Source organism: Paenibacillus sp. FSL R7-0204, from assembly GCF_038002225.1.
In the GTDB taxonomy this organism is placed as follows: domain Bacteria; phylum Bacillota; class Bacilli; order Paenibacillales; family Paenibacillaceae; genus Paenibacillus_AQ.
Map to the genome: position 1 here is coordinate 6,449,176 of NZ_JBBOCA010000001.1, position 19,300 is coordinate 6,468,475.

Annotated in this window: 16 protein-coding genes and 1 tRNA gene; 5 read left to right on the forward strand and 12 right to left on the reverse strand. The window is 46.6% G+C overall.

The window, feature by feature from the left end; genetic code table 11:
• Positions 1–139: 139 nt before the first annotated feature.
• The 3 genes from MKX42_RS27865 to MKX42_RS27875 are packed head-to-tail and all read right to left on the reverse strand — an operon-like array spanning position 140 to position 7,292.
• Positions 140–3,379: a UvrD-helicase domain-containing protein gene (locus tag MKX42_RS27865; RefSeq protein WP_340756254.1), complete on the reverse strand. Its 3,240-nt coding sequence runs from the start codon at positions 3,377–3,379 to the stop codon at positions 140–142.
• Positions 3,372–6,281: a PD-(D/E)XK nuclease family protein gene (locus tag MKX42_RS27870; protein ID WP_340756256.1), complete on the reverse strand. Its 2,910-nt coding sequence runs from the start codon at positions 6,279–6,281 to the stop codon at positions 3,372–3,374. Before MKX42_RS27870 ends, MKX42_RS27865 begins: the two co-directional genes overlap by 8 nt.
• 60 nt (positions 6,282–6,341) lie before the next feature.
• The gene (locus tag MKX42_RS27875; RefSeq protein WP_340756258.1) at positions 6,342–7,292 is read right to left on the reverse strand and encodes a helix-turn-helix transcriptional regulator; all 951 of its coding nucleotides are present in this window, start codon (positions 7,290–7,292) and stop codon (positions 6,342–6,344) included.
• Between the two features lie 244 nt (positions 7,293–7,536).
• On the opposite strand from MKX42_RS27875, the gene MKX42_RS27880 reads away from it, so the two are divergent.
• A complete protein-coding gene (locus MKX42_RS27880; protein WP_340756260.1) occupies positions 7,537–7,767 on the forward strand; it encodes a hypothetical protein in 231 nt (76 codons plus the stop codon).
• A 105-nt stretch (positions 7,768–7,872) separates the two neighbouring features.
• Positions 7,873–8,115 carry a hypothetical protein gene (locus MKX42_RS27885; RefSeq protein ID WP_340756261.1) on the forward strand — a complete coding sequence of 81 codons (243 nt, stop codon included), beginning with the start codon at positions 7,873–7,875 and terminating at the stop codon, positions 8,113–8,115.
• A 213-nt stretch (positions 8,116–8,328) separates the two neighbouring features.
• Here the strand turns inward: MKX42_RS27885 and MKX42_RS27890 are convergent.
• A tRNA-Leu gene (locus MKX42_RS27890) sits at positions 8,329–8,411 on the reverse strand.
• An 83-nt stretch (positions 8,412–8,494) separates the two neighbouring features.
• A complete protein-coding gene (locus MKX42_RS27895; protein WP_340756263.1) occupies positions 8,495–8,860 on the reverse strand; it encodes a helix-turn-helix domain-containing protein in 366 nt (121 codons plus the stop codon).
• Positions 8,861–9,007: 147 nt separating this feature from the next.
• Between MKX42_RS27895 and MKX42_RS27900 the strand changes: the two genes are divergently transcribed.
• Entirely contained in the window at positions 9,008–9,205 is a 198-nt protein-coding gene (locus MKX42_RS27900) for an XRE family transcriptional regulator (RefSeq protein WP_340757865.1), read from the forward strand.
• A gap of 218 nt (positions 9,206–9,423) precedes the next feature.
• Here the strand turns inward: MKX42_RS27900 and MKX42_RS27905 are convergent, their stop codons facing one another.
• From MKX42_RS27905 to MKX42_RS27935, 7 genes are all read right to left on the reverse strand, one after another.
• A complete protein-coding gene (locus tag MKX42_RS27905) occupies positions 9,424–10,236 on the reverse strand; it encodes a carbohydrate ABC transporter permease (protein WP_076159039.1) in 813 nt (270 codons plus the stop codon).
• The gene (locus tag MKX42_RS27910; protein WP_340756265.1) at positions 10,233–11,162 is read right to left on the reverse strand and encodes a carbohydrate ABC transporter permease; all 930 of its coding nucleotides are present in this window, start codon (positions 11,160–11,162) and stop codon (positions 10,233–10,235) included. The genes MKX42_RS27905 and MKX42_RS27910 overlap by 4 nt, the downstream gene beginning before the upstream one ends.
• Before the next feature lie 2 nt (positions 11,163–11,164).
• A complete protein-coding gene (locus tag MKX42_RS27915) occupies positions 11,165–12,511 on the reverse strand; it encodes an extracellular solute-binding protein (protein ID WP_340756268.1) in 1,347 nt (448 codons plus the stop codon).
• A gap of 144 nt (positions 12,512–12,655) precedes the next feature.
• Positions 12,656–14,386 (reverse strand): cache domain-containing sensor histidine kinase, encoded by a 1,731-nt coding sequence (locus tag MKX42_RS27920; protein ID WP_340756270.1) that lies wholly within the window; start codon positions 14,384–14,386, stop codon positions 12,656–12,658.
• A 2-nt stretch (positions 14,387–14,388) separates the two neighbouring features.
• Complete coding sequence (locus MKX42_RS27925; protein ID WP_340756272.1) at positions 14,389–15,933, reverse strand: response regulator transcription factor; 1,545 nt, start codon at positions 15,931–15,933, stop codon at positions 14,389–14,391.
• A 139-nt stretch (positions 15,934–16,072) separates the two neighbouring features.
• A complete protein-coding gene (locus tag MKX42_RS27930) occupies positions 16,073–16,345 on the reverse strand; it encodes a hypothetical protein (protein WP_340756274.1) in 273 nt (90 codons plus the stop codon).
• Between the two features lie 58 nt (positions 16,346–16,403).
• Entirely contained in the window at positions 16,404–16,682 is a 279-nt protein-coding gene (locus MKX42_RS27935) for a GNAT family N-acetyltransferase (RefSeq protein ID WP_340757867.1), read from the reverse strand.
• Between the two features lie 136 nt (positions 16,683–16,818).
• Between MKX42_RS27935 and MKX42_RS27940 the strand changes: the two genes are divergently transcribed.
• Both MKX42_RS27940 and MKX42_RS27945 read left to right on the forward strand, forming a co-directional pair.
• Positions 16,819–17,721: an ABC transporter ATP-binding protein gene (locus MKX42_RS27940; protein ID WP_340756276.1), complete on the forward strand. Its 903-nt coding sequence runs from the start codon at positions 16,819–16,821 to the stop codon at positions 17,719–17,721.
• Positions 17,696–19,300 carry a hypothetical protein gene (locus MKX42_RS27945; RefSeq protein WP_340756278.1) on the forward strand — a complete coding sequence of 535 codons (1,605 nt, stop codon included), beginning with the start codon at positions 17,696–17,698 and terminating at the stop codon, positions 19,298–19,300. The genes MKX42_RS27940 and MKX42_RS27945 overlap by 26 nt, the downstream gene beginning before the upstream one ends.

Sequence of the window (19,300 nt, forward strand, 5' to 3'; positions counted from 1 at the left end):
AAGATACACGCAATATAATCTGCGCACACTAATCGTTACTTTTCTTCTGCGGAATAAGTCATTTTCTATACTTCTATAGTACTATTTTACGGAAGAGATTTATATCCATTTATGCAAAATATATCGAACATAGGCTCTTTCATAACACCACATACTCATTCCCATGCAAAAAATAAAGCCCTGTCTCTTTCACCCTCAACCCAAACGCTCTTTTCAATTCTTCCTGATAAGCCCCAACCTGAGGCCGATAGAACTCCACAAACGCCTGCTGTTGCCCATCTTCATACACATCCGTCTTAAAATCAACAACCACCCAGCCATCCTCCTCTTCAAAGAGGAAGTCAATAACGCCTTTCAAATATAGCGTCCTTGCTGTGGAACCTACTTTCAAAGCTTCGTACTCCAGATCTAGGTCCGTCCTAACCGTACGAATCGGTAACTCATGAATCCGTCGCTTCGCCGCCAGTGCACGTCGCCATAGCGGATGATTCACCACATCATCCAGCATCCTTAACACATCTGGAATCAGCGCTTTATCCATACCCTCTTCTTCAGCGATCATCCTGATGTGCAGCTCCATCTGCTCGGATTCCGCGCCAGTCCCAAGTAGTTCAATGCAGCGATGAACCACGCTGCCGAACGCCATGCCTCTGCCCGCAAGCGGTCGAGGTGGCTGAACGGCTCCTGACTTCGCCAGTTTCGTTACCGAAGTCGACTGATACGTCGGCTGTGCCAGCCGGATTCGCCACTGACGGCCCTTATCTTCATCAGCCATTTCATCATGTACCCCTTCGTAACGTGAAGGCATCACTGGCATAACTTCAGGATCATCCAGCTCTCTATCTTCCTGAATTCCGCTATCGAAGCTGCTCCATGGATCGATCGCCGGTTTGTCCGGATATCGACTAATGATCATAAGCTGCTTGGCGCGGGTAGCGGCGACATATAGCAGCCGTTCCTTCTCTGAATTCATATACAATCGCTCCCGCTCAGCGAGTACTTCCCAGCCTGGTGGATGAGCAATCACATCCTCTTGATATCCTCTTCGCCGCGTGATGCTGAAATATCCGCGCGCGGAATCTCCCATCCGGTCCACATGCTCTGCAGCATCATGATCGGAGTCTCCACATGGACAGGTCAGCAGTACAACTGGTGCCTCAAGCCCTTTGGCTTTATGTAGGTTCATGATGCGAACGGCATCCTGCTCACCTGCGAACAGATCGCCGCACTCTAGCTTCGCTTCTTTTACGACACGCAATATATACGAGCTCAGTTCCGGCCAGCTGGCTGCGACCATACTGTCCTTATGCAGCAGATGCAGGAGCTTGATCAATGTGCCGGCACGAGCTCGGCCAGTCTGACGAAGGGCTGCGAGCGGAATCAACCCCAGATCCTCAATGATATGTAACAGTGCCGGTAATGCCGGCATCTTCCGGATCAGATCCGCGTATTCAGCGAGTCGTACCAGTGCTTCATATACTGGCAGTGCTATCATCCCGACCTCTGCCTGATTCGGTAAAGTAGTATAGGTTATCGGGAATCCTTGCATTTTATAATGGAAGAGTGCATTATCACTGACACTGAATAACATTCCCTTCAGCACAGCTAGCAGTGATACTGGATCTCCAGGATCATTAAGACAACTTGCCAGCATAGCAAGCGCATCTATTTCTTCGTATATCGCCGAGCTTCCAGCAGTAATAGAGGGAACTCCATACTGCTCCAGTTTTGCAGCGTACAAGTGCAAGAAATCTTTTCGTTTCAACAGTACCAGGAAATCACTTGGAGTTGCGTCCCTTACAATGAAACCACCGTCACTTCCCGGCTGCTTCTCCTGAATCTTCAAGTGGCCGCTGCAAGCCCAGGCAATATAACGAGCAGCCTTGTCTGCATCTGCTTCGGCAATCACCGCCTGGCCTCCGGCCATTTTCGCATGAGTCATCGTGTAGACTCCATGTTGTACGCCATTCTCCGGATTAGCTGTTCGTGTATCCATATGTACAAAAGCCGCCTGATGTTCAGATTCAGCCTGTGGAAACCGGGTATTAAATTCATCATTTGTAAATTGCCCAAGATGGTGAATTGAGCGAAAGTTCGCACTTAGCTGCAGGACCTCACCACAAGAACTGATCTTGTTTTTGACCCAATTATAGGTTGAAATATCCGCACGTCTAAACCGGTAAATAGATTGTTTCGGATCTCCAACAATAAATAAAGAACCTGGTTTGGGAGTGATCCTTCTCCAATCCGCTTCCCTTGGGTCATCACCTGTTAGAAGAAACATAAGTTCGGCCTGAATGGGATCGGTGTCCTGAAATTCGTCTACGAACAAGCGCGTATAACGGGCAGCAAAAAAACGCCGTACATGCTCATGCTCACGGAGTAACGCAGTTGCCCGCATCAGCAGATCCTGAAAGTCTAGAACGCCTAGTTCGTTTCGCTTGTATGCGCCATAATCAACAGCCGGACTGACAAAATCAATCAACTGCGGATATAGATACTCGCGCCAAGCACCAAGGAAGGGAAACAAAACGCGGATTTGCCATTCCAGGAACGTAACTTTGTATTCCTTTGCCATAGCACTGTCTGTCCACCTGTTTAAGGTAACATTGATTTTTCGCTCAAATATCAATGCGAGCTGCAGTATACGCATATCATCATCAAGTCCGTGTAGTATAAGCAGTTTCTTTCCGTCACGAACCATTGCCTGCAGCGCATCCCAGCCTTGTGCTGGTTTCTGTGTTGGAATGTAACGCCCAGCTTCTGCTATCATCTGCGGCAGAGATAAGCGAATAAGGTCAAAGTCAGGTCTAGGAGAGGCAACCGTCTCAATGTGTACATCGGTATAGTCGCATACCCGTTTATATACCTGGCGCAGATCCTCCACGTTTACTTGCAAGGACGCAACGTCCGCCATCTCATCTTCCTTAACGTTCTCGATCAAGCTCACCAGATACTCATCCCAGCATTGGTCCTGCAATAAGCTAGCTTCATCTTCTTCAATCTCACGGAACATGGGATCCAGTCTCGCCTCAATCGGTCTCTCCCTAAGCAGTCTGCCGCAAAAAGAATGAATCGTGCCAATATAGCACCGATCAATCTCCTGTAAAGCCCGCTGCAACAGAGCCTTCTGCGGCTCTATCGCCTTACGGATCCGCCGTTCCAGCTCCAGTCTGAACCTGCATTTCAGCTCATCCGCTGCTTTCCGCGTGAAAGTAATGGCTGCGATCTGCTCGGCCACGGCGCTCCCTGACTCAATCAACGCGATCATCCGGCCAACGAGTGATGTCGTTTTCCCCGATCCTGCCCCTGCTTCCACCATCAATGTCCGGTCTAGTATCTCTGCAATTCGCTCTCTGGCCGCCCTATCATCAACCAAAACGCTCTACCTCCTTGATATGGTGAAGCAATGGAGTATTGGGTTCTAAATTCCATTTTGCCTTCGTACGTTCTGATTCATTCTTGCACACCGTTCCATAATCGCAATAGGAACATCGTTTCAACTCTGTTGTTGCGGTAAATGTTCCTGACTCCATCGAAGCTAATAGATGTCCCACCAGCTCCGATAGCTCAGCCGTCTTATTTTGAACCCGGGATACTTCATCGCCTTTGCCTCGTTCCGTTGGGAAGTAATAGGCTGACTCTACAACACGCGCCTCCGTATCCATACCGGTATGCTTAAGCCACTGTTCAACCGCAACAGCATACAGCGCATGCTGCAGTTGCGTCCCCTGTGAGAAATACTCATTCTCGTCATACTTCGCCGGACTGCCTGTTTTGTAATCATAGATCTTGTACTTGTGCGGCCCGATTTCATCAACCCTGTCCACAAACCCCTTCATTCTAATGACAAGACCATTATCCAGCCTGACGCTCATGGGTTGTCCGTCTAATGTCAATTCGAGCTCGAAAAAAAGTGGCCGTCCCTGGGCTTTTTGCTCCATCTGATAAAAAATGGCGACATCACGTCGCAGCGAATCGCATTCTTTATGAAAGATATGGGGAGTTGGCGGCGGCACCTTCGCTTCATACTCACGGATGACCTGCTCTGTGATTTCCTGAATCCTGTGTTCATCATGCTTAAGCCTATTCTCATTTATAGAACCTGCAGACATCTCTTTCAGATAGTGATAAAAGATACTGTGAAGCAAGCTGCCTCTGCTAGCAGCATCCAGCCATTTGGAACGATCGAATTTAGCAGTCTCCTTTGCCCTGAGCTTCAGTACTTGAGAAAAGAAAAACCTCTTTGGGCATTCCGCATATCGTTCGAGCTGAGTCACACTAAGATACGTCTCAGGATTGTTTAAATAACGAACCGCAAAGGTATTCGTCGAGAGCATTCCTTCATACTCTGATAGGGCTCCTTCGCTAATTCGCATCTCTGCTTGTTCCAACTTAGCGGCGAATGGAAAGGATTGACGTAGTGATGAAAGGCCATCTTTCAGTTCCCCCTCAGTGTGGAACCGTCCAAGCCAGCGATCCGTCCCATCCAATAAATGCTCTCCATTCGGGTCAATCGACATATATCCAACCGGTCTACCCAGTACCTGTCCTAGTCCAGTCAGATTCATCTGGGGATCGTCCGTCACAATTCTAGCAGCCTGTAATAACGCAAAGGCCGGAATGATTTCCTTCTGCTCTGCCGGATCATAGCTGGAATAGCCCAGCGTAACTTGTCCTGACAGCAATCCTAATCGGGTCTCACGTTCACGAATAATATGCTCAGTCCGCTCAGTAGATAAGAGTAACCCCTCCAGACTCCTGCGTTCCATATCCAGTAATACAGGATCCTGCCGGAGCTGTAAGGACCAAGCCTCATTACTCATGCCCAAGATGTAAGTCTGAGTTCTTCCCGATATGCCGCCATCTTGAAGCGAAGAGATATGCAGCTTTCCGCAAGATGGTCCGCTTCCAAAGATACGAATACCCTCTACCATGTCTTTTACATAACGCAGCGCTCTCTCGCTGGACAGAGTACGAGGAGAAACAACCTCCAGCAGCTTCGCTTGGTCAATCAGTTCAGTGATAACGAGTGAGTCAGCCTCACTGGACGGAACGGTGTGCTTATCAAGAAAATGTATCAATGCGTGCAAAATCATCATAGGAGACCACGTCACTTGATGCGCATCTGGCAGTTTTTGAAATAATCCTGTGAACACCCGGTCTAACAACCTGATCGCTTCAGTGTGTCTTCCCTTTAACCCAGCATTACCTGCAGCCTCTAACATGGAATACCGTTGTCTTCCCCAGCCAATTCCACTTTGCTCCAAAGCAGGTATGAGATCAGCTTGATCCACGGATTCTCCAAGTTGATGAAATGATATATAATCGTGCCGAAGAGCCTTAAGTAAGCACTCTACATCGTAGTTGCATTCCAGCCATTCGAGATAAACCAGCGCAGCCTTTCCGACATTTGTATAAGTAACAGGGAGCCCTTGGGAAAAGGTACAAGGAATATCGAGAGCTTGACTGAGCGTATATATCGTTGAACAATAAGCCTCATAATTAGAAACAACGATCTCTGCTTGATCGAAGGGAGTACTCGTATTGCATATACGTCGGAATGCTTCGCGGATCTCAGCTAAAGCTCCTGTGGCATGGTACAGCTGAACAGCAACATGATCACCATTCTGCAGAGATGACGGGAAAGCTCCAGTTTGCGGAAGAATGAGCAGTCTATCTCCAGCGATGCGTCTCAGCATTTCTTTCTCCGCAGAAGAGAACCGCTCCATATCTCTATGGATGAAGAGATGGTTATCCGCTGATCTATCAATTTCTGGTATGTAATCAAGCAGACCTGCAAAATCAGTAAATTGATTCTGTTCCAGCCATTGTTCATATGCAGAGAGCAGTTCAGTGATATAGAGACCTTTTTGCTCATGTTCAAAAACAGAAATAGAAAGACCTGAAGCAAAAATCCCCGCCCCTCGGAGTTCCTCAATCGCGTGGTGAAAGCTTTGAACGATACCTGGGGTAATCATCTCGGCTGGTATGTATTTATCTTGATGCTCCGCCATATTAACCATAAGATTCTGGACAACCCAGAACGTCTGTTTACTATTTACTAGGCGAAGCCCTTGTTTCAACAGTTCCGGTTTAGTACGCTTCACAACAAGTGACCTTAACGTTTCTGTTTCCACACCTAGAAGAGGGCCGTGTTCCTTTGTTATCCGATTCAGCCACTGCTCACCCTGATCATAATGATCCACAAGGAGGATCTTTCTACGAAAGGGATCGTTATTGCATATTTCACACAAATCCGCAAACCAATTATGGTTCAAGAGACCCACATCCTTCCTACCTTGTATATTTCGAGTAATTATGATCAGTTCCTGCTTAGTTTATTTATACAACTCGGTCCACTTAGCTAATTGACTCTTAACTGTTTCACGCACAGAAGCTGGCTCTAATATTTCAGCGGCTGGCCCATACTGCAGAATCCAGCGGATAAACTCTTTTTCGTTATTTACAGTCACCCCAAAAATCATACTGCCGTCTTTGTTATCTGTCATACGCGGATGAACGAACAATTCTTCCTCCCTAATGTACCTGGCAACCTCAGCATTAAACCGTACTTTAAAGGTAATATTTTTCTCACCTTGTTCTATTGACCATGTGTTCTTGAGATACTTTTTGATATTAAAGTCACTCTTGTCGAACGTTTCAGTCGTAGAATCCACTTTGAGGAAACGGCTGATTCGAAACGTCCGAATGTCCTGCTTGGTATGGCAGAAACCGATTAAATAGAAGCGCTGATCACGAGGCACGAGGTAGTACGGATCAATCTTGCGCTCGGTAGTCTCATTCCGATACTGGGTATGATAAGTGGTTTGTATTGTCTTCTGCTCTAAAATCGCCTGAATAAGCGGTTGCAGATAATTAGGGCTTTCTTTACGGTAAGCTGGTGTACCCATCTGAATAATATTGGTGATGTCCTCGATGATACTGTTTTGCTTGGATTTTTCCTTGTGATGTGTGGACATGACTTTATCGTAGGCCGTATGGAATCCGGGAGGCAATTTGTCCTCGTCCACCATTGAGGGCAACAGGGAGAATACTAGCGCTTCTTGTTCTGAAAAATTAAGAGGATACATAAAGAAATTGCCCATAAACCGGTAGCCAGTCCCTTTGCCTGTATTCGTTATAGGAGTGATGGTATCTAATAAGCGCAGATCCCGATAAATCGTCCGTATGTCTACATCGCATTTAAAAGCTAAATCGGCTGCGGAGATACCAGGGTTTGATTGGATCGCATTAATGATATTGAATAAACGTATAAATTTCTCTACCATGATTAGTCTCCTTACAATAAGAATTCGAATTCCTATGATGTCTAAGTCTACTGAAAGGCTCTTTTAACACATTATACCTAATCATTTACACCATAACTTGTCAGGGAACATACGTTTGTTAATATATTCCTTTATATTCATCTAATAAATTGAAACCTTTATATTAGCATTGCGTCTAATTACAATCAAGCTTAAAGGAGCGGTAAATATGAGAATTACATGCTACCACGGGGAGCACTCTAACATGGGCTATATTTATCTTACACCACCAGAAACTGAGTACAATGACGCTTATTGGAGTAGAAACGAAATAAGCCTATATGTCAGTAAGAAAAAGCTATATATTCCTTATGTAACAGATTTAGATTTAACCCCAGCATTCATTCAAATGAGAATTAGTGAGAATACCTTCAGGGCAGATTATGGTAAATCTTACGATACAGAGTATGGTAACGATATGGATAAACAAGGTTAAATTACGGGTATTGAATTAAGCCTGACTCTCCAAAAATTTGTTGATCTTGTGAGCAAACAGGCTTTCAAAGTTATTGAAACTGAATGGAGCGGTAAGGAGTTTCATTTGATTACTTTCGACCATTTGGAGAATGTGCTCCATCCCGAGAATGTCCTTTATAAATTGACCGATGCAGAAGATGCATTTGTAATTGTGCAACTCAATAAAGCTGAAGATCTTGGGTTCCGCTATTCAAATGACTCGGAGATGCAGCCCTTCGCCTTGTTCAAAGGATTAGTATCAGCCCGCAAAGACATGTATCCTTTGGAATACTTGTTTAAGCCGGATTTTTTCTTGTGCCAAGATTAAAAAAACCTGAATCCTCCGCGTTATGTACGCTGAATGGAATCAGGTTATGTAAGTTTTAGTTGATTATGCACCGTTATAACCTATCTATTCGGTATTATCCGTCAACAATTCGTCAACAAAGGTAAACCAGAATGCAGATGTCGATTCATTGGCGTAAATAATAAAAGCAAAAAAACCTTGAAACCTCAAGGTTTTTTTGCTCATTAAAAGTTATGCGGTAGAGAGGACTCGAACCTCCACGGGTATACACCCACTACCCCCTCAAGATAGCGTGTCTGCCATTCCACCACTACCGCGCGGTGTGTCTAACGTTAATGCATTGTTTGAGGCCAACATTCAATATTATAAATCGGTTGCGCTCAAAAGTAAAGATGCCTGCTTAAGATTTTTCGCCTTTCGTATCCTGATCCTTGCGGTACTTGGTGAAGGCCAGATATTCCTTAATAAAGGTCTTTTCCTCCGGCAGCAGCTCTTCGGTTTGGCAATTCAATTGCCGCATTTGGCCAAAAAAATAATCCTCGCCGCTTTCTTGAATCGTTTGGGTCTGCTTACCCAGGATCAGCCAATCCAAGCTCACATGAAAAAATGCAGCAATCTCAATCAGCTTATGTGTGCCAGGTGTAGATTTACCACGCTTCCAGTCTCCCATATTGCCGGTACTGATTCCGAGCTGTGCACAGAAGGACTTCTTCGTCATTCCTTGCCGTTTAATCAATAATTCAATACGTTCATAGATGGATTGCATCAGCCAACTGCCTCCCCCAAAAAATATAATACGTAAAAACGTTATTTTTTATTGAAAAATGACGTAAAAAAGTATATAATTAACTATTATTATATCTTTACCTATTTTATATCATACCGGCTGGATAGTCGATACGAGGTGAGCAATCTGAACAGCAAACGCCCTATTACTGCCTACGGCTGGGCCATTAAGCAACGTCTGGCAGAACTGCACTTGGATCAGAAGAAATTCTGTGAATTACATGACATCCCACCCTATCGGCTGTCCAACCTGATTCACGGCACGCGCAAGGCAGACAGATACCGCCGTCAAGTTTCAGAGTTGTTGAACCTGCCGCCATCTTAGTTCCAGCTGGAGCAGCAGTTCTCCCTAAGTGAGCAGTCTTGGCATTATTCTTCTTGTAGCTACTCTTATTCCATCTAATCCTGGCAAAATCCTTCTTTTCCCTCCCACTCTATTAATGAACAAAGAAACCTCTCCTGTGAAATGGCTGAGCGGACTCCATTTCACTACAAGAGAGGTTTCTTTCCTGTTCTTTGCAGTTTCTTACCTAATTTAGTGAGTTAGCCTTTGACCGCTCCGCCGGTAAGTCCTCTGACCAGGGTCTTCGAGCCGAACAGGAAGAGAATAATCAGCGGCAGGGTACCCAGCGTAAGACCCAGAATACTGGCTGAATAATCCGTGCGGAAGACCGTTGACAGATTAGCAATTCCCAGCGGCAGCGTGTACAGCTCGGGCTTGTTGATCGTCACCAGCGGCAGCAGATAACCATTCCAGGACCCGAGGAACGAGATGAGCCCCAGAGTACTGATCGCAGGCATTAGAAAAGGAATAACAATTCTGGTGAGAATACCCGGTTCCGAAGAGCCGTCGATTCTTGCGCTCTCAATGACCTCTGTCGGGACAGAAGAGCGTATGAACTGGGTCATGAAGAATACGCCGAAGGCATTATTCAGTCCGGCCAGAATCAGCGGCGCATGAGTGTTATTAAGGTGGAACCACTTCATCTCCATTACATAAGCAATCAGGCCCAGGTGGCCGGGGATCATCATCGTCAGAAGGATGAAGCCATACAGTGCATTTTTACCCTTAAATTCATATTTAGCAAAAGCAAAGCCGGTAATCGAGGCCACCCCGACCGTCACCAGAGTGAACAGTACAGCAACATAGAAGCTGTTCCAGTAATTCCGCAGGAAACTGGCAGACATAATCGTCTTCAGGTTCTCCACCAAATAACCGCTGGGCAGGATCGGAAGCTGCTTGAACAGGTCTTCGGAATAATAGGTACCCATCACAATCATCATATAGAACGGGAACAGGAACGCAATAGCGATCAGGCTAAGCAGCAATACGGTAAAGAATTTCTTTGCTCTCATTTATCGTCACCGCCCCTGTTAATCCATTTCATGCCAACTACTGAGAACAAGGCGATGAACAGGAAGGTGCCGTAAGCGATCGCTGCCCCTTTGCCGTACTTGAATGCACTGCCGTTAAAGGAAGCGTCGAACATGTACCAGATTGGTGTGAAGGTGGAGCCGTCAGGCCCTCCTACCATACTGGAGCCGGAAGCCCAGCCGCTGAACAGCAGCATCGGTTCTTCGACAAGCTGCAAGCCGCTGATAATGGAAGTAATAATAAGGAACAGGTTGATCGGCTTCAGCAGCGGAATCGTAATGCGCGTGAACACATCTTTGGAAGAGGCTCCGTCAATGACTGCTGCCTCGTAGATGGAAGTATCAATACTGGCCATCCCTGCCGTGTAGAACATGACGAAATACCCAAGATTTTTCCAGAACACCATCAGAATGACTACCCAGCGGGAGGAGCTGGCGGAGCCGAGCCAATTAATCTTCTCCTGAATAATGCCCAGCTCCATCAGCATATTATTGAAGAACCCGCCCTGCCAATCGAACAATAGGGAGAAGATAATCCCGACAGCGACCGGGGTCGTCATATAGGCACTGAATACGCTGAGCCGGAAAAAGGTTTTGCGGCGGATCAGCTTGCTCTCGATCAGGCTGGCTACCAGCATGCCCATAAGGACAAGGGCCGGAAGGTATACAACCATGAAGATCATGACATTGAGCAGGGATTTCCAGAAGAAGGCATCATGGAAAAATAGCTGCGTGTAATTGCTGAATCCGATGAAATTGCGGTTGCCGTACAAATCCCAGTCCGTAAGACTGATATATAGAGTGAAGAGGATCGGGAACAAGCTAAGTACAGCATAGGACAAGAAATAAGGTGTGATGAACAGGTACGGCCATTTATTTTTGCTGCTAATTCCTTTAGATTTCTGCATCGTTATTCAAAAGTCAGCTCAGGATGATTTTTCTTCAGCTGTTCTTCCCATTTGTCCAGGGCCTGCGCCGCATCGAAGCTGTTATCCTGTGCCATGACCTGGAGCACCAGCTCAGAGGAGCTATAGATATCCTGGTCGTATTTGGTCACCGCTTTGGACTTCATGTTCGGGAATACCTTCTCTACCCAGAACTTGCCGAGATCCTGCCCGCCGAAATATTCATCTGCCCCGGAAGACAGCTTGGAAGTATCCTTGAAGAAGGATTTCAGCGGCAAAATGTAATCGGAGACGGCGAAGTTGGCTTCAGCGCCTTCATCCGTGCCTAACAGCCAGTTGAGATACGTCCAGGCTGCATTTTTATTCTTGCTGTCTTTCCAAATGCCGATAGTAGTACCGCCGTATGGATATCCGCCTTCCGGAGGCACCATCAGACCCCAGCGGCCGTTACTGGCCTTGTCGTTAGGCTTGATTACGAATTCTGGCGACCAGTTCGCCGACGGATAAAAGATTACGTTGTCCTGCGAATACGAAGCATTCCAGGTGGGTGACCACATTGCCAGCTTGCCCTCTGCGTTATTGTCGCGGATGGACTGCAGCTGAGTAAAGATCCTAAGCAGCTCTTGAGTATTCACCTTGGTTCCGTCCACAACAGCGGTTGTACCCTGGTTGGAGAGGATGGTATAGGCATCCATCAGGCTTCCCAGCATAAAGGTCTTGCCGCCGCTTTTCTCATAGACTTCCTTGCCCTTGGCAATGAAGGTATCCCAATCAGGGAACATTGCAGTCAATGCATCAGGATCATCTGTTCCGAAGTATTCTTTAGCCAGATCACGCTTGTAAGCCAGTGCTCCAGGCGAGCCGGATTGCTCCAGACCAACAAGCTCTCCCTTGCTGTTCGTCAGCAGCGGAAGCTCGAAGTCGAGCAGATTGGAGGTGTCGAATTTGTAGGGCTCTTCGGACAAGCTTTGCAGTACGTTAAGCTCATACAGAGCGCCACGGAAGGCCGCTTCTCCCCAGATAATATCCGGCAGCCCGGAGCCGGCAGCGATGGAGGTCTGAATTTTTTTCAGATAATCCCCCGCCGAGACTTCAACGAACTCCAGCTTCACATTCGGGAACTTCTCGTTGAACTTCGCTCCGGTGCCCTCGAACCAGGCTTTATCCCAGCCCCAGACGGTCAATTTACCGGAAGCGTTTGCAGGATCACTTGAGGTGGCCGCAGTCTTTGTGCTGTTGGAACCCCCGGAAGCATTGTTGTTTCCATTGCCGCAGCCGGCTAGCACCAAGGTGAAGCATAACGTTAGAACAAGCGCTATAACCGATGCTTTTTTACTGAATAGATTGTGCAAATTAAGATCCCCCTTGCATCTGTTGTGACAGCGGGCGGTTCCTGTAATGTCTTCCGTCCGTCTGTATAGTAGTACTATAAGCTTGAAGGGATCACCCAACAATTAGACGATCTGATGATTTTGTATAAATAATGATAGTGCTTTTCACTTGGACGGTTGCTGCCGGACGGGCAGGAGAACAGATACTTTGGTGCCTCTCTGCTCACTTGACCGGATGACCAGGCGGCCTTCCTGACCGTACAAATACTCGATTCGCTCCCGGATATTCCATAATCCAATCTGCTTCATAGCCCCTGAAGGGAGACGCGCAGGCGGCAGGGTTCCATTCATAATAGACCGGGCCTTCTCCTGGCTCATGCCGCAGCCGTCATCTCTGACCGAGACCAGCAGCCTTCCGCTGCGCTTGCGGATAATGATCTCTATATGGCCTACAGTCTCCTTCTCTGAAAATCCATGAAAAATAGCATTTTCCACCAGCGGCTGGATCAGGCTTTTTGGAATATAGTCACCCTTCGCTTCCTCTTCTACGCTCCAGACTACCTCGAACCGGTCTGCATACCGGTACTTCTGAATCGTTACGAAGTGATTGATAATGTTCATCTCCTGCTCCACCGTGATATACAGACTGGTATCACCGATATTGACAGCATCATGCAGAATGCCAATGAAGGATTCAACCATCTCTTCAATAGCCGGGTAATTCTTTTTGCGGGCCAGATACACAACCGTATTAAGTGTATTGTAGATAAAATGGGGATTGATCTGGGCGAACAGCAGCTCGGCCGTCATTTTACGTTTCCAGCGCTCCTGCTCCACCCTTTCGCTCATCTGCCGCTCAATATCGCCAAGCATCGTCTCAAAACCACTCTTCAGCACAGACAGCTCATCATTGCTGCGGAACGAGAGCTGAACATTATAGTTGCCCATAGACACCTGCTTCATCGCTTTGGTCATCTGCAGGATCGGCCGGATAATATTCGAGATGATGGGGAGGAACAACAGGAAGCAGAGCGCCAGACACAAGGCGAGGAAGATGGCCCAGTAGCGGACAATATAACCCACCCATTCATAGAACCGTTCATTGGAGGTAAACGTGGAGACGGACCAGTCCGATTTCTCAAAAGCGCTGGCCAGATAATAGCCCTTGTCATGCTTAACGACTTGAATGTCCGGGCTGTCTGCGCTCAGCGTGTGGGCAGGCAGCTCTGTAGCGGTGCCTTGCTGATAAAGCAATGAATGACCCGGGCCGATCCAGGCTACCTGGTCGAAGGACTGGCCCAAATACTGGAACAGACTCTCAAAAGCTGTATAATCAATATTCAGAAGCAGCACCCCGCCATACTGGGGATCAAAACGGATAAAGAAGCTGACGATTTTTTTGCTGTCAGGGTCCTGGATGATATGGGGAGCTGTGAACCCGCTTTTGGTATTGTTCTTCAAGGCATCCTGATACCAATCCTCTTGCAGCAGCCGTTCAAAATACGGGTCAATATACAGGGAGGACCAGAAGATCTTTCCGTCCGAGCGGACGATGGCCGAGCTCTCAAGATAGTCCCGCAGTACATTGAATTTGGTTAGCTGAGTGACCACATCGCGGTATGCACTAAGCTCGTCATACGTAGAGGAATACTTCAACCTTGCAGCAAACTGCTGAAGCAGCTCATCGTTGACCATATTGGCGGCATATTTCTGCACATCGTCAATCAGGTGGTTCATCTGATTCGTGGTCTGCTCCAGATGGATGGTATCTTCACGCAGGGCCTGTGCTTCGAGAATTGAAGAGAACTGTTCATACGCCAGAGCACTAATGGCCGTTACCGACAGCGTAACGATCAGAATCACGCTGCCGAGAATTTTATTCTTAATTTTTCGCATAGCTATTCCCTGCCCCTCTGTTGCAGGAAATCCTTGGGCTGTATCCCCGTGGTTTTTTTAAAGACCTGGCTGAAGTATTGGCTGGTTTTGTACCCTACCTTCTCCGATACCTCGTAGATCTTGTATTCACCGGTCTGCAGGAGCTTCTTGGCCAGCCCGATCCGATATTCCGTCGTGTAGTCGAGCAGGGACTGGCCCGTCTCCCGCTTGAAGGTTGTCCGAAGATGGATGCTGCTGATCTGCAGATGGCCTGCGACCGTCTCCAGGGACAAGTCGGGATCGGCGTAATTCCCGGCAACATACTCCATCGCCTTGTTGACCCAGCGGGAATACTGCTTCTGGCTCTGCCGCTGCTGCAAGTATTCTTCAAGCATCCGGTACAAACTGTTAACTACTTGCCTCGCGTCTGTACCCAGCACTTGATCAGGGCTGTTGTTTCCGTCCTTGCCGCTTGCACCCTTGATCTCACCCATGACGGCGCGCAAATCTCCCAAATAAGCCTGAGCGGCGATATGGTCCAGACCCGTCTTCAGCCGTTCCAGCAGGCTGCGCTCGGGGGATAACAGGTATTGTCTGACCTCTTGGGCCATACGGGTAGCTTCTCGATTAGAAGCAGCTTGCTCCAGCAGAAATACGGCACCGGGCGGCAAAAACACAGAATAATCATAAGCCTGCCTCATCGCCGCATATCTGAGGTCCGGCGGTTCTGCGCCATTACCTGCGGATATTATTACTCTGGGAAGGTTCCCCTGATAGAAAGACTCCAGGCAGAGCAGAACTTGGGCCGCGAGCTGCCGCAAGTTATAATGCTGGAGCAGCAGACTGCTGGAAGAGGATAACTTCAGCAGCAGGATGTATCCGCCTTCATCCATCTCCAGGAGTTGAAGCTCCTCCAAGTCCGTTGTCTGACGGCGGATCTCTTCTTCGATATTCTTCCATACGAGGGCCGTGCCACTGCGTGCATTACTCCGGCTGCCGTCCAGCCTCAATGCAGCCTCCAGCTCGAAATACAGCAGTCCGGGCTGACCCTGATAATAGTCTGCCACGAGGCGGTGCAGCCTTGATTCCTGATTTCCTGCAGGAGCCTGATACTTGCCGGCCAGCATATCCTTAAGCAGGATATGGAGCGCATGTCCATGCCCTTCTTCCTCGGCGGCTTCCGCTGCCAGCCCCTCCTTCAGCAGCTTCAGTTGTTCCAGCAAGCGGCCCCGGCTGATCTCATGCTTAAGCAGATAATGGGCCGCGCGCAGCTCCAGTGCCTGACGGGCATAGTCGAAATCCCGGTAAGCAGTCAGAAAGATCAGCCGCGTTCTAGGGGCAAGCAGGACCACATGCCGTCCCAGCTCCAAGCCATCCATAGGTGACATGGAGATGTCGGTGATGACAATCTGCGGACGCAGCTCCTCGAATTTCCGCAATGCCATGCGCCCGCTGGTCGCCTGAGCGACCACCCGGAAGCCATTTTCCTCCCATGGAACCGATTGGTATACATGATCAAGTGCAAGCGGCTCATCATCCACAAGCATGACCGAAATCAATGAATTCACTGTAGAAATCCCCCGTTCCTGTCGAATCCTGATATATATGCAGGTATAACGGAACATGGAAGGGCTGTCAATGGAAATGGATTCCTAAAAGACTTGCAAATTGGCGTGATCTTCACACAAAAAAACTCACCGGCTGGCATTATCCAAGACTGCCGTCCGGTGAGTCATTCACATCATAATTTTTATGAAAATAGGCTTCTGAACACCACCGGATCAGGTCATCCCGCTCTTTCTCATGAATCTTGACCAATTGATTGAGAACGAAGATCCTCTGCACCCTATCCTCCGCAAAACGCAGCTGATTCGTGTAGTAATCGATTTCCCTTTGATAGGCCGAGTACTCTCCGTTGTTATGGGCAGAGTAAGCTTTTAACAATCGAAGGTGAAGATCATAGATCTCAGAGTAATTCATTACCGTAGACTACCTCCCAATAAGGCGTTTACTAGTATTGTCTCCAAGATTGATAGGATTATACGATAAAACTCCACTCTTCATTTAAAATCGCATACTGGTACGCATCATGCCATATAGGCTGCCCGTCATCTGTTCGTTTGAAAAAGGCTTTTTTCTTGAAATGCCCTTCACGGCGCATATTCAATCGCTCCAGCAATCTCCAGGAAGACGCATTCTCAGGATTACACATAGCCACCACCCGATGAATTCCTAATTCTTTAAACCCATATTCTAAAATTCTTTGGCAAGCCTCAGTGGCATATTTTGTAAGTTCAATACTTTTTTTATTACCTATTTTCTATATCGAAATTTGATAGTATGTATTCATTTTCAATACAAACTTTTATAGACAAGTATGAAAGGAACTTGTATGATTAACTAACATTTATTTTTTTCCATATATTTTATTTTTACCCTTAGGAGGTAGGAGAATGCTGCTCGACATACAACAAGTGAGTAAGCAGTACAGGAAAGGTTTTTGGGCATTACAGGAGATAACTCTGCAATTGAAGCCAGGGATTGTAGGTTTACTTGGACCTAATGGGGCTGGTAAATCCACCCTTATGCGAATTTTGGCTACCATCTCACAGCCTTCGAATGGAATTGTAAGTTGGAATGGAACGGATATTCGCAAAAGTCCTGACGAATTACGTCGTGTCCTCGGATACTTACCTCAAGACTTCGGTGTGTACCCGCATTTAAACCCCGTAGAATTTCTCCAGTATGTTTCCGCATTAAAAGGATTAGACAACAGTAGGATCAGACCTAGAATTATGGAAATACTTGAACTGTTAAATTTACACGATACATTAAAGCGCCCGATTGGAAGTTTTTCAGGGGGGATGCGTCAGAGAATAGGGATTGCTCAAGCGCTTCTCAATGATCCTCAGTTACTTATTGTTGACGAACCAACGGTTGGCCTTGATCCAGAAGAAAGAGTCCGCTTCCGCAGTCTCCTGACTGATTTATCAGGAGAAAGAATTATTATCTTTTCCACACATATTGTATCCGACATAGAGGCAACTGCTGATCAGATTGCTATTTTATCGAAGGGGCAATTACTAACTAAGTTAGCTCCTTCCCAACTTCTACATAAAGTACAAGATAAGGTATGGTCAGTAATTATAGCTGATCACGAGCTTCAGGAAGCGCGTAGTAAATGGACAATCAGTGGTACAATTCGACGAGAAGATGGCCTACAACTTCGTATTGTCTCTGATCACTCCCCACTTCCTGACTCAACAAAAGTAACTCCAACTCTTGAGGATGCCTATTTATATATTAAAACTACCCAGGAGGGAACATTAAGTGGAAGTATTCCGCACAATATTTAACATTGCACGTGCTGATCTTTTTGAGAGAATTAGACAATTTGCGTTTGTAGTCATTTTGGGTATTGCTATTATGATAGCATACTTCTTTGTTCCACCTGCCGAGGGCGGTTACGTGACACTATATTTGGATAATTTTCGGGGAATCTATAACTCGGCTTGGGTAGGTGCATCTGTCGCCATTTCAACTACATTGTTCTTATCGCTGTTTGGTTTCTATTTAGTAAGAAACAGTATAAAACGTGATGAAGAAACTGGTTTTGGACAAATTATCGCTTCTACGTCAGTAAGTAAGCTGAAATATTTAGTCGGTAAAGCAATCAGCAACTTTGTAGTTTTATCCATTATTGTAATTGTAGTGATGATTATTGCTATTATTATGCAACAGGTGCGCAGGGAAGCTACTAAGCTCGAAATATGGAAATTAATATCACCCTTTCTGTTCCTTACTTTCCCGATGATAGCCGTCGTTTCTGCACTCTCTGTTTTATTTGAGACACGAAAGACCTTACAAGGTGTACTCGGAAATATAATTTATTTTTTCCTCTTCATTGCATTTACTGCTAGTTCCAGCTATATCCCTTTCGGAACAAGTATAATCACAAACAGAATGGTCAATGATCTCTCTGCGCTTCAACCACAATATTCAGGTTTATTCGGAATGGGCATACTGACTCTTGGCGAGACGCCCATTCAGCTTTTCGAATGGCAAGGTGTTCATTGGACCGGGTCGTTAATCGGGCAGCAGCTTTCATTATTCTTTTTTGCATTCCTGCTGGTACTATTATCAGCCGTTTTCTTTCGCCGCTTTCAGGAAGTTCCTCATACATCAGAAACTGACAGTGATCAAGTACTCGAAATCGCTTTGATTCCGCCAGTTCAAGATAAGTATTTAACGGACCCCGAAATCCGCACTGCGACACTTACGCCTGTGACCGTTCGTGACTCTTTCTTGACATTGGTAACTGCTGAATGGCGTTTAATGATGAAGGACGTGGCACTCGGTTGGTATATTGTTGCGATAATTTTGATCACCCTGGGTCTATTGATGCCCCTAAGTCTATCATCTCAATGGATGATCTGGCCGGTTACATGGATTTGGCCATTAATATTGTGGTCTGGAATGGGGAATCGGGAATATCGCTATCAGACTCATTTTCTAATAGCGTCTAGCCCACGTTTTGTTTCCCGACAGTTAACAGCTGTTTGGTTGTCAGGTTTTTTACTTACATGTTTAACAGGAGGGGGGATGTTGATTCGTTTTATACTAGAAGGAAATGTTGAGTATATATCACTTTGGATTTCTGCTGCTCTGCTCATTTCTAGCTTTGCACTTGCAGCAGGTGTAACTACAAAAACCAACCGTACATTTGAGGTGTTGTATATGATCATTTGGTACATAGGTCCGATAAATAAATTACCCTATCTCGACTTCTTAGGTATGAAGTCAGCACAAGGGACAAACTGGATCTCGGACGCAGGCATAAACTTCTGGATAGTAAGCCTCATTTATATGCTTTTTAGTATTGGATTACTGGTCTCGGCGTATATTACAAGGAACCGCCTAACACAAGTTACCTAA

Bases quoted from the DNA above. Each gene is read 5' to 3' on its own strand.
- MKX42_RS27875 (WP_340756258.1), bottom strand. From the start codon at position 7,292: ATGGTAGAGAAATTTATACGTTTATTCAATATCATTAATGCGATCCAA.
- MKX42_RS27880 (WP_340756260.1), top strand. From the start codon at position 7,537: ATGGGCTATATTTATCTTACACCACCAGAAACTGAGTACAATGACGCT.
- MKX42_RS27895 (WP_340756263.1), bottom strand. From the start codon at position 8,860: ATGCAATCCATCTATGAACGTATTGAATTATTGATTAAACGGCAAGGA.
- MKX42_RS27905 (WP_076159039.1), bottom strand. From the start codon at position 10,236: ATGAGAGCAAAGAAATTCTTTACCGTATTGCTGCTTAGCCTGATCGCT.
- MKX42_RS27910 (WP_340756265.1), bottom strand. From the start codon at position 11,162: ATGCAGAAATCTAAAGGAATTAGCAGCAAAAATAAATGGCCGTACCTG.
- MKX42_RS27920 (WP_340756270.1), bottom strand. From the start codon at position 14,386: ATGCGAAAAATTAAGAATAAAATTCTCGGCAGCGTGATTCTGATCGTT.
- MKX42_RS27930 (WP_340756274.1), bottom strand. From the start codon at position 16,345: ATGAATTACTCTGAGATCTATGATCTTCACCTTCGATTGTTAAAAGCT.
- MKX42_RS27940 (WP_340756276.1), top strand. From the start codon at position 16,819: ATGCTGCTCGACATACAACAAGTGAGTAAGCAGTACAGGAAAGGTTTT.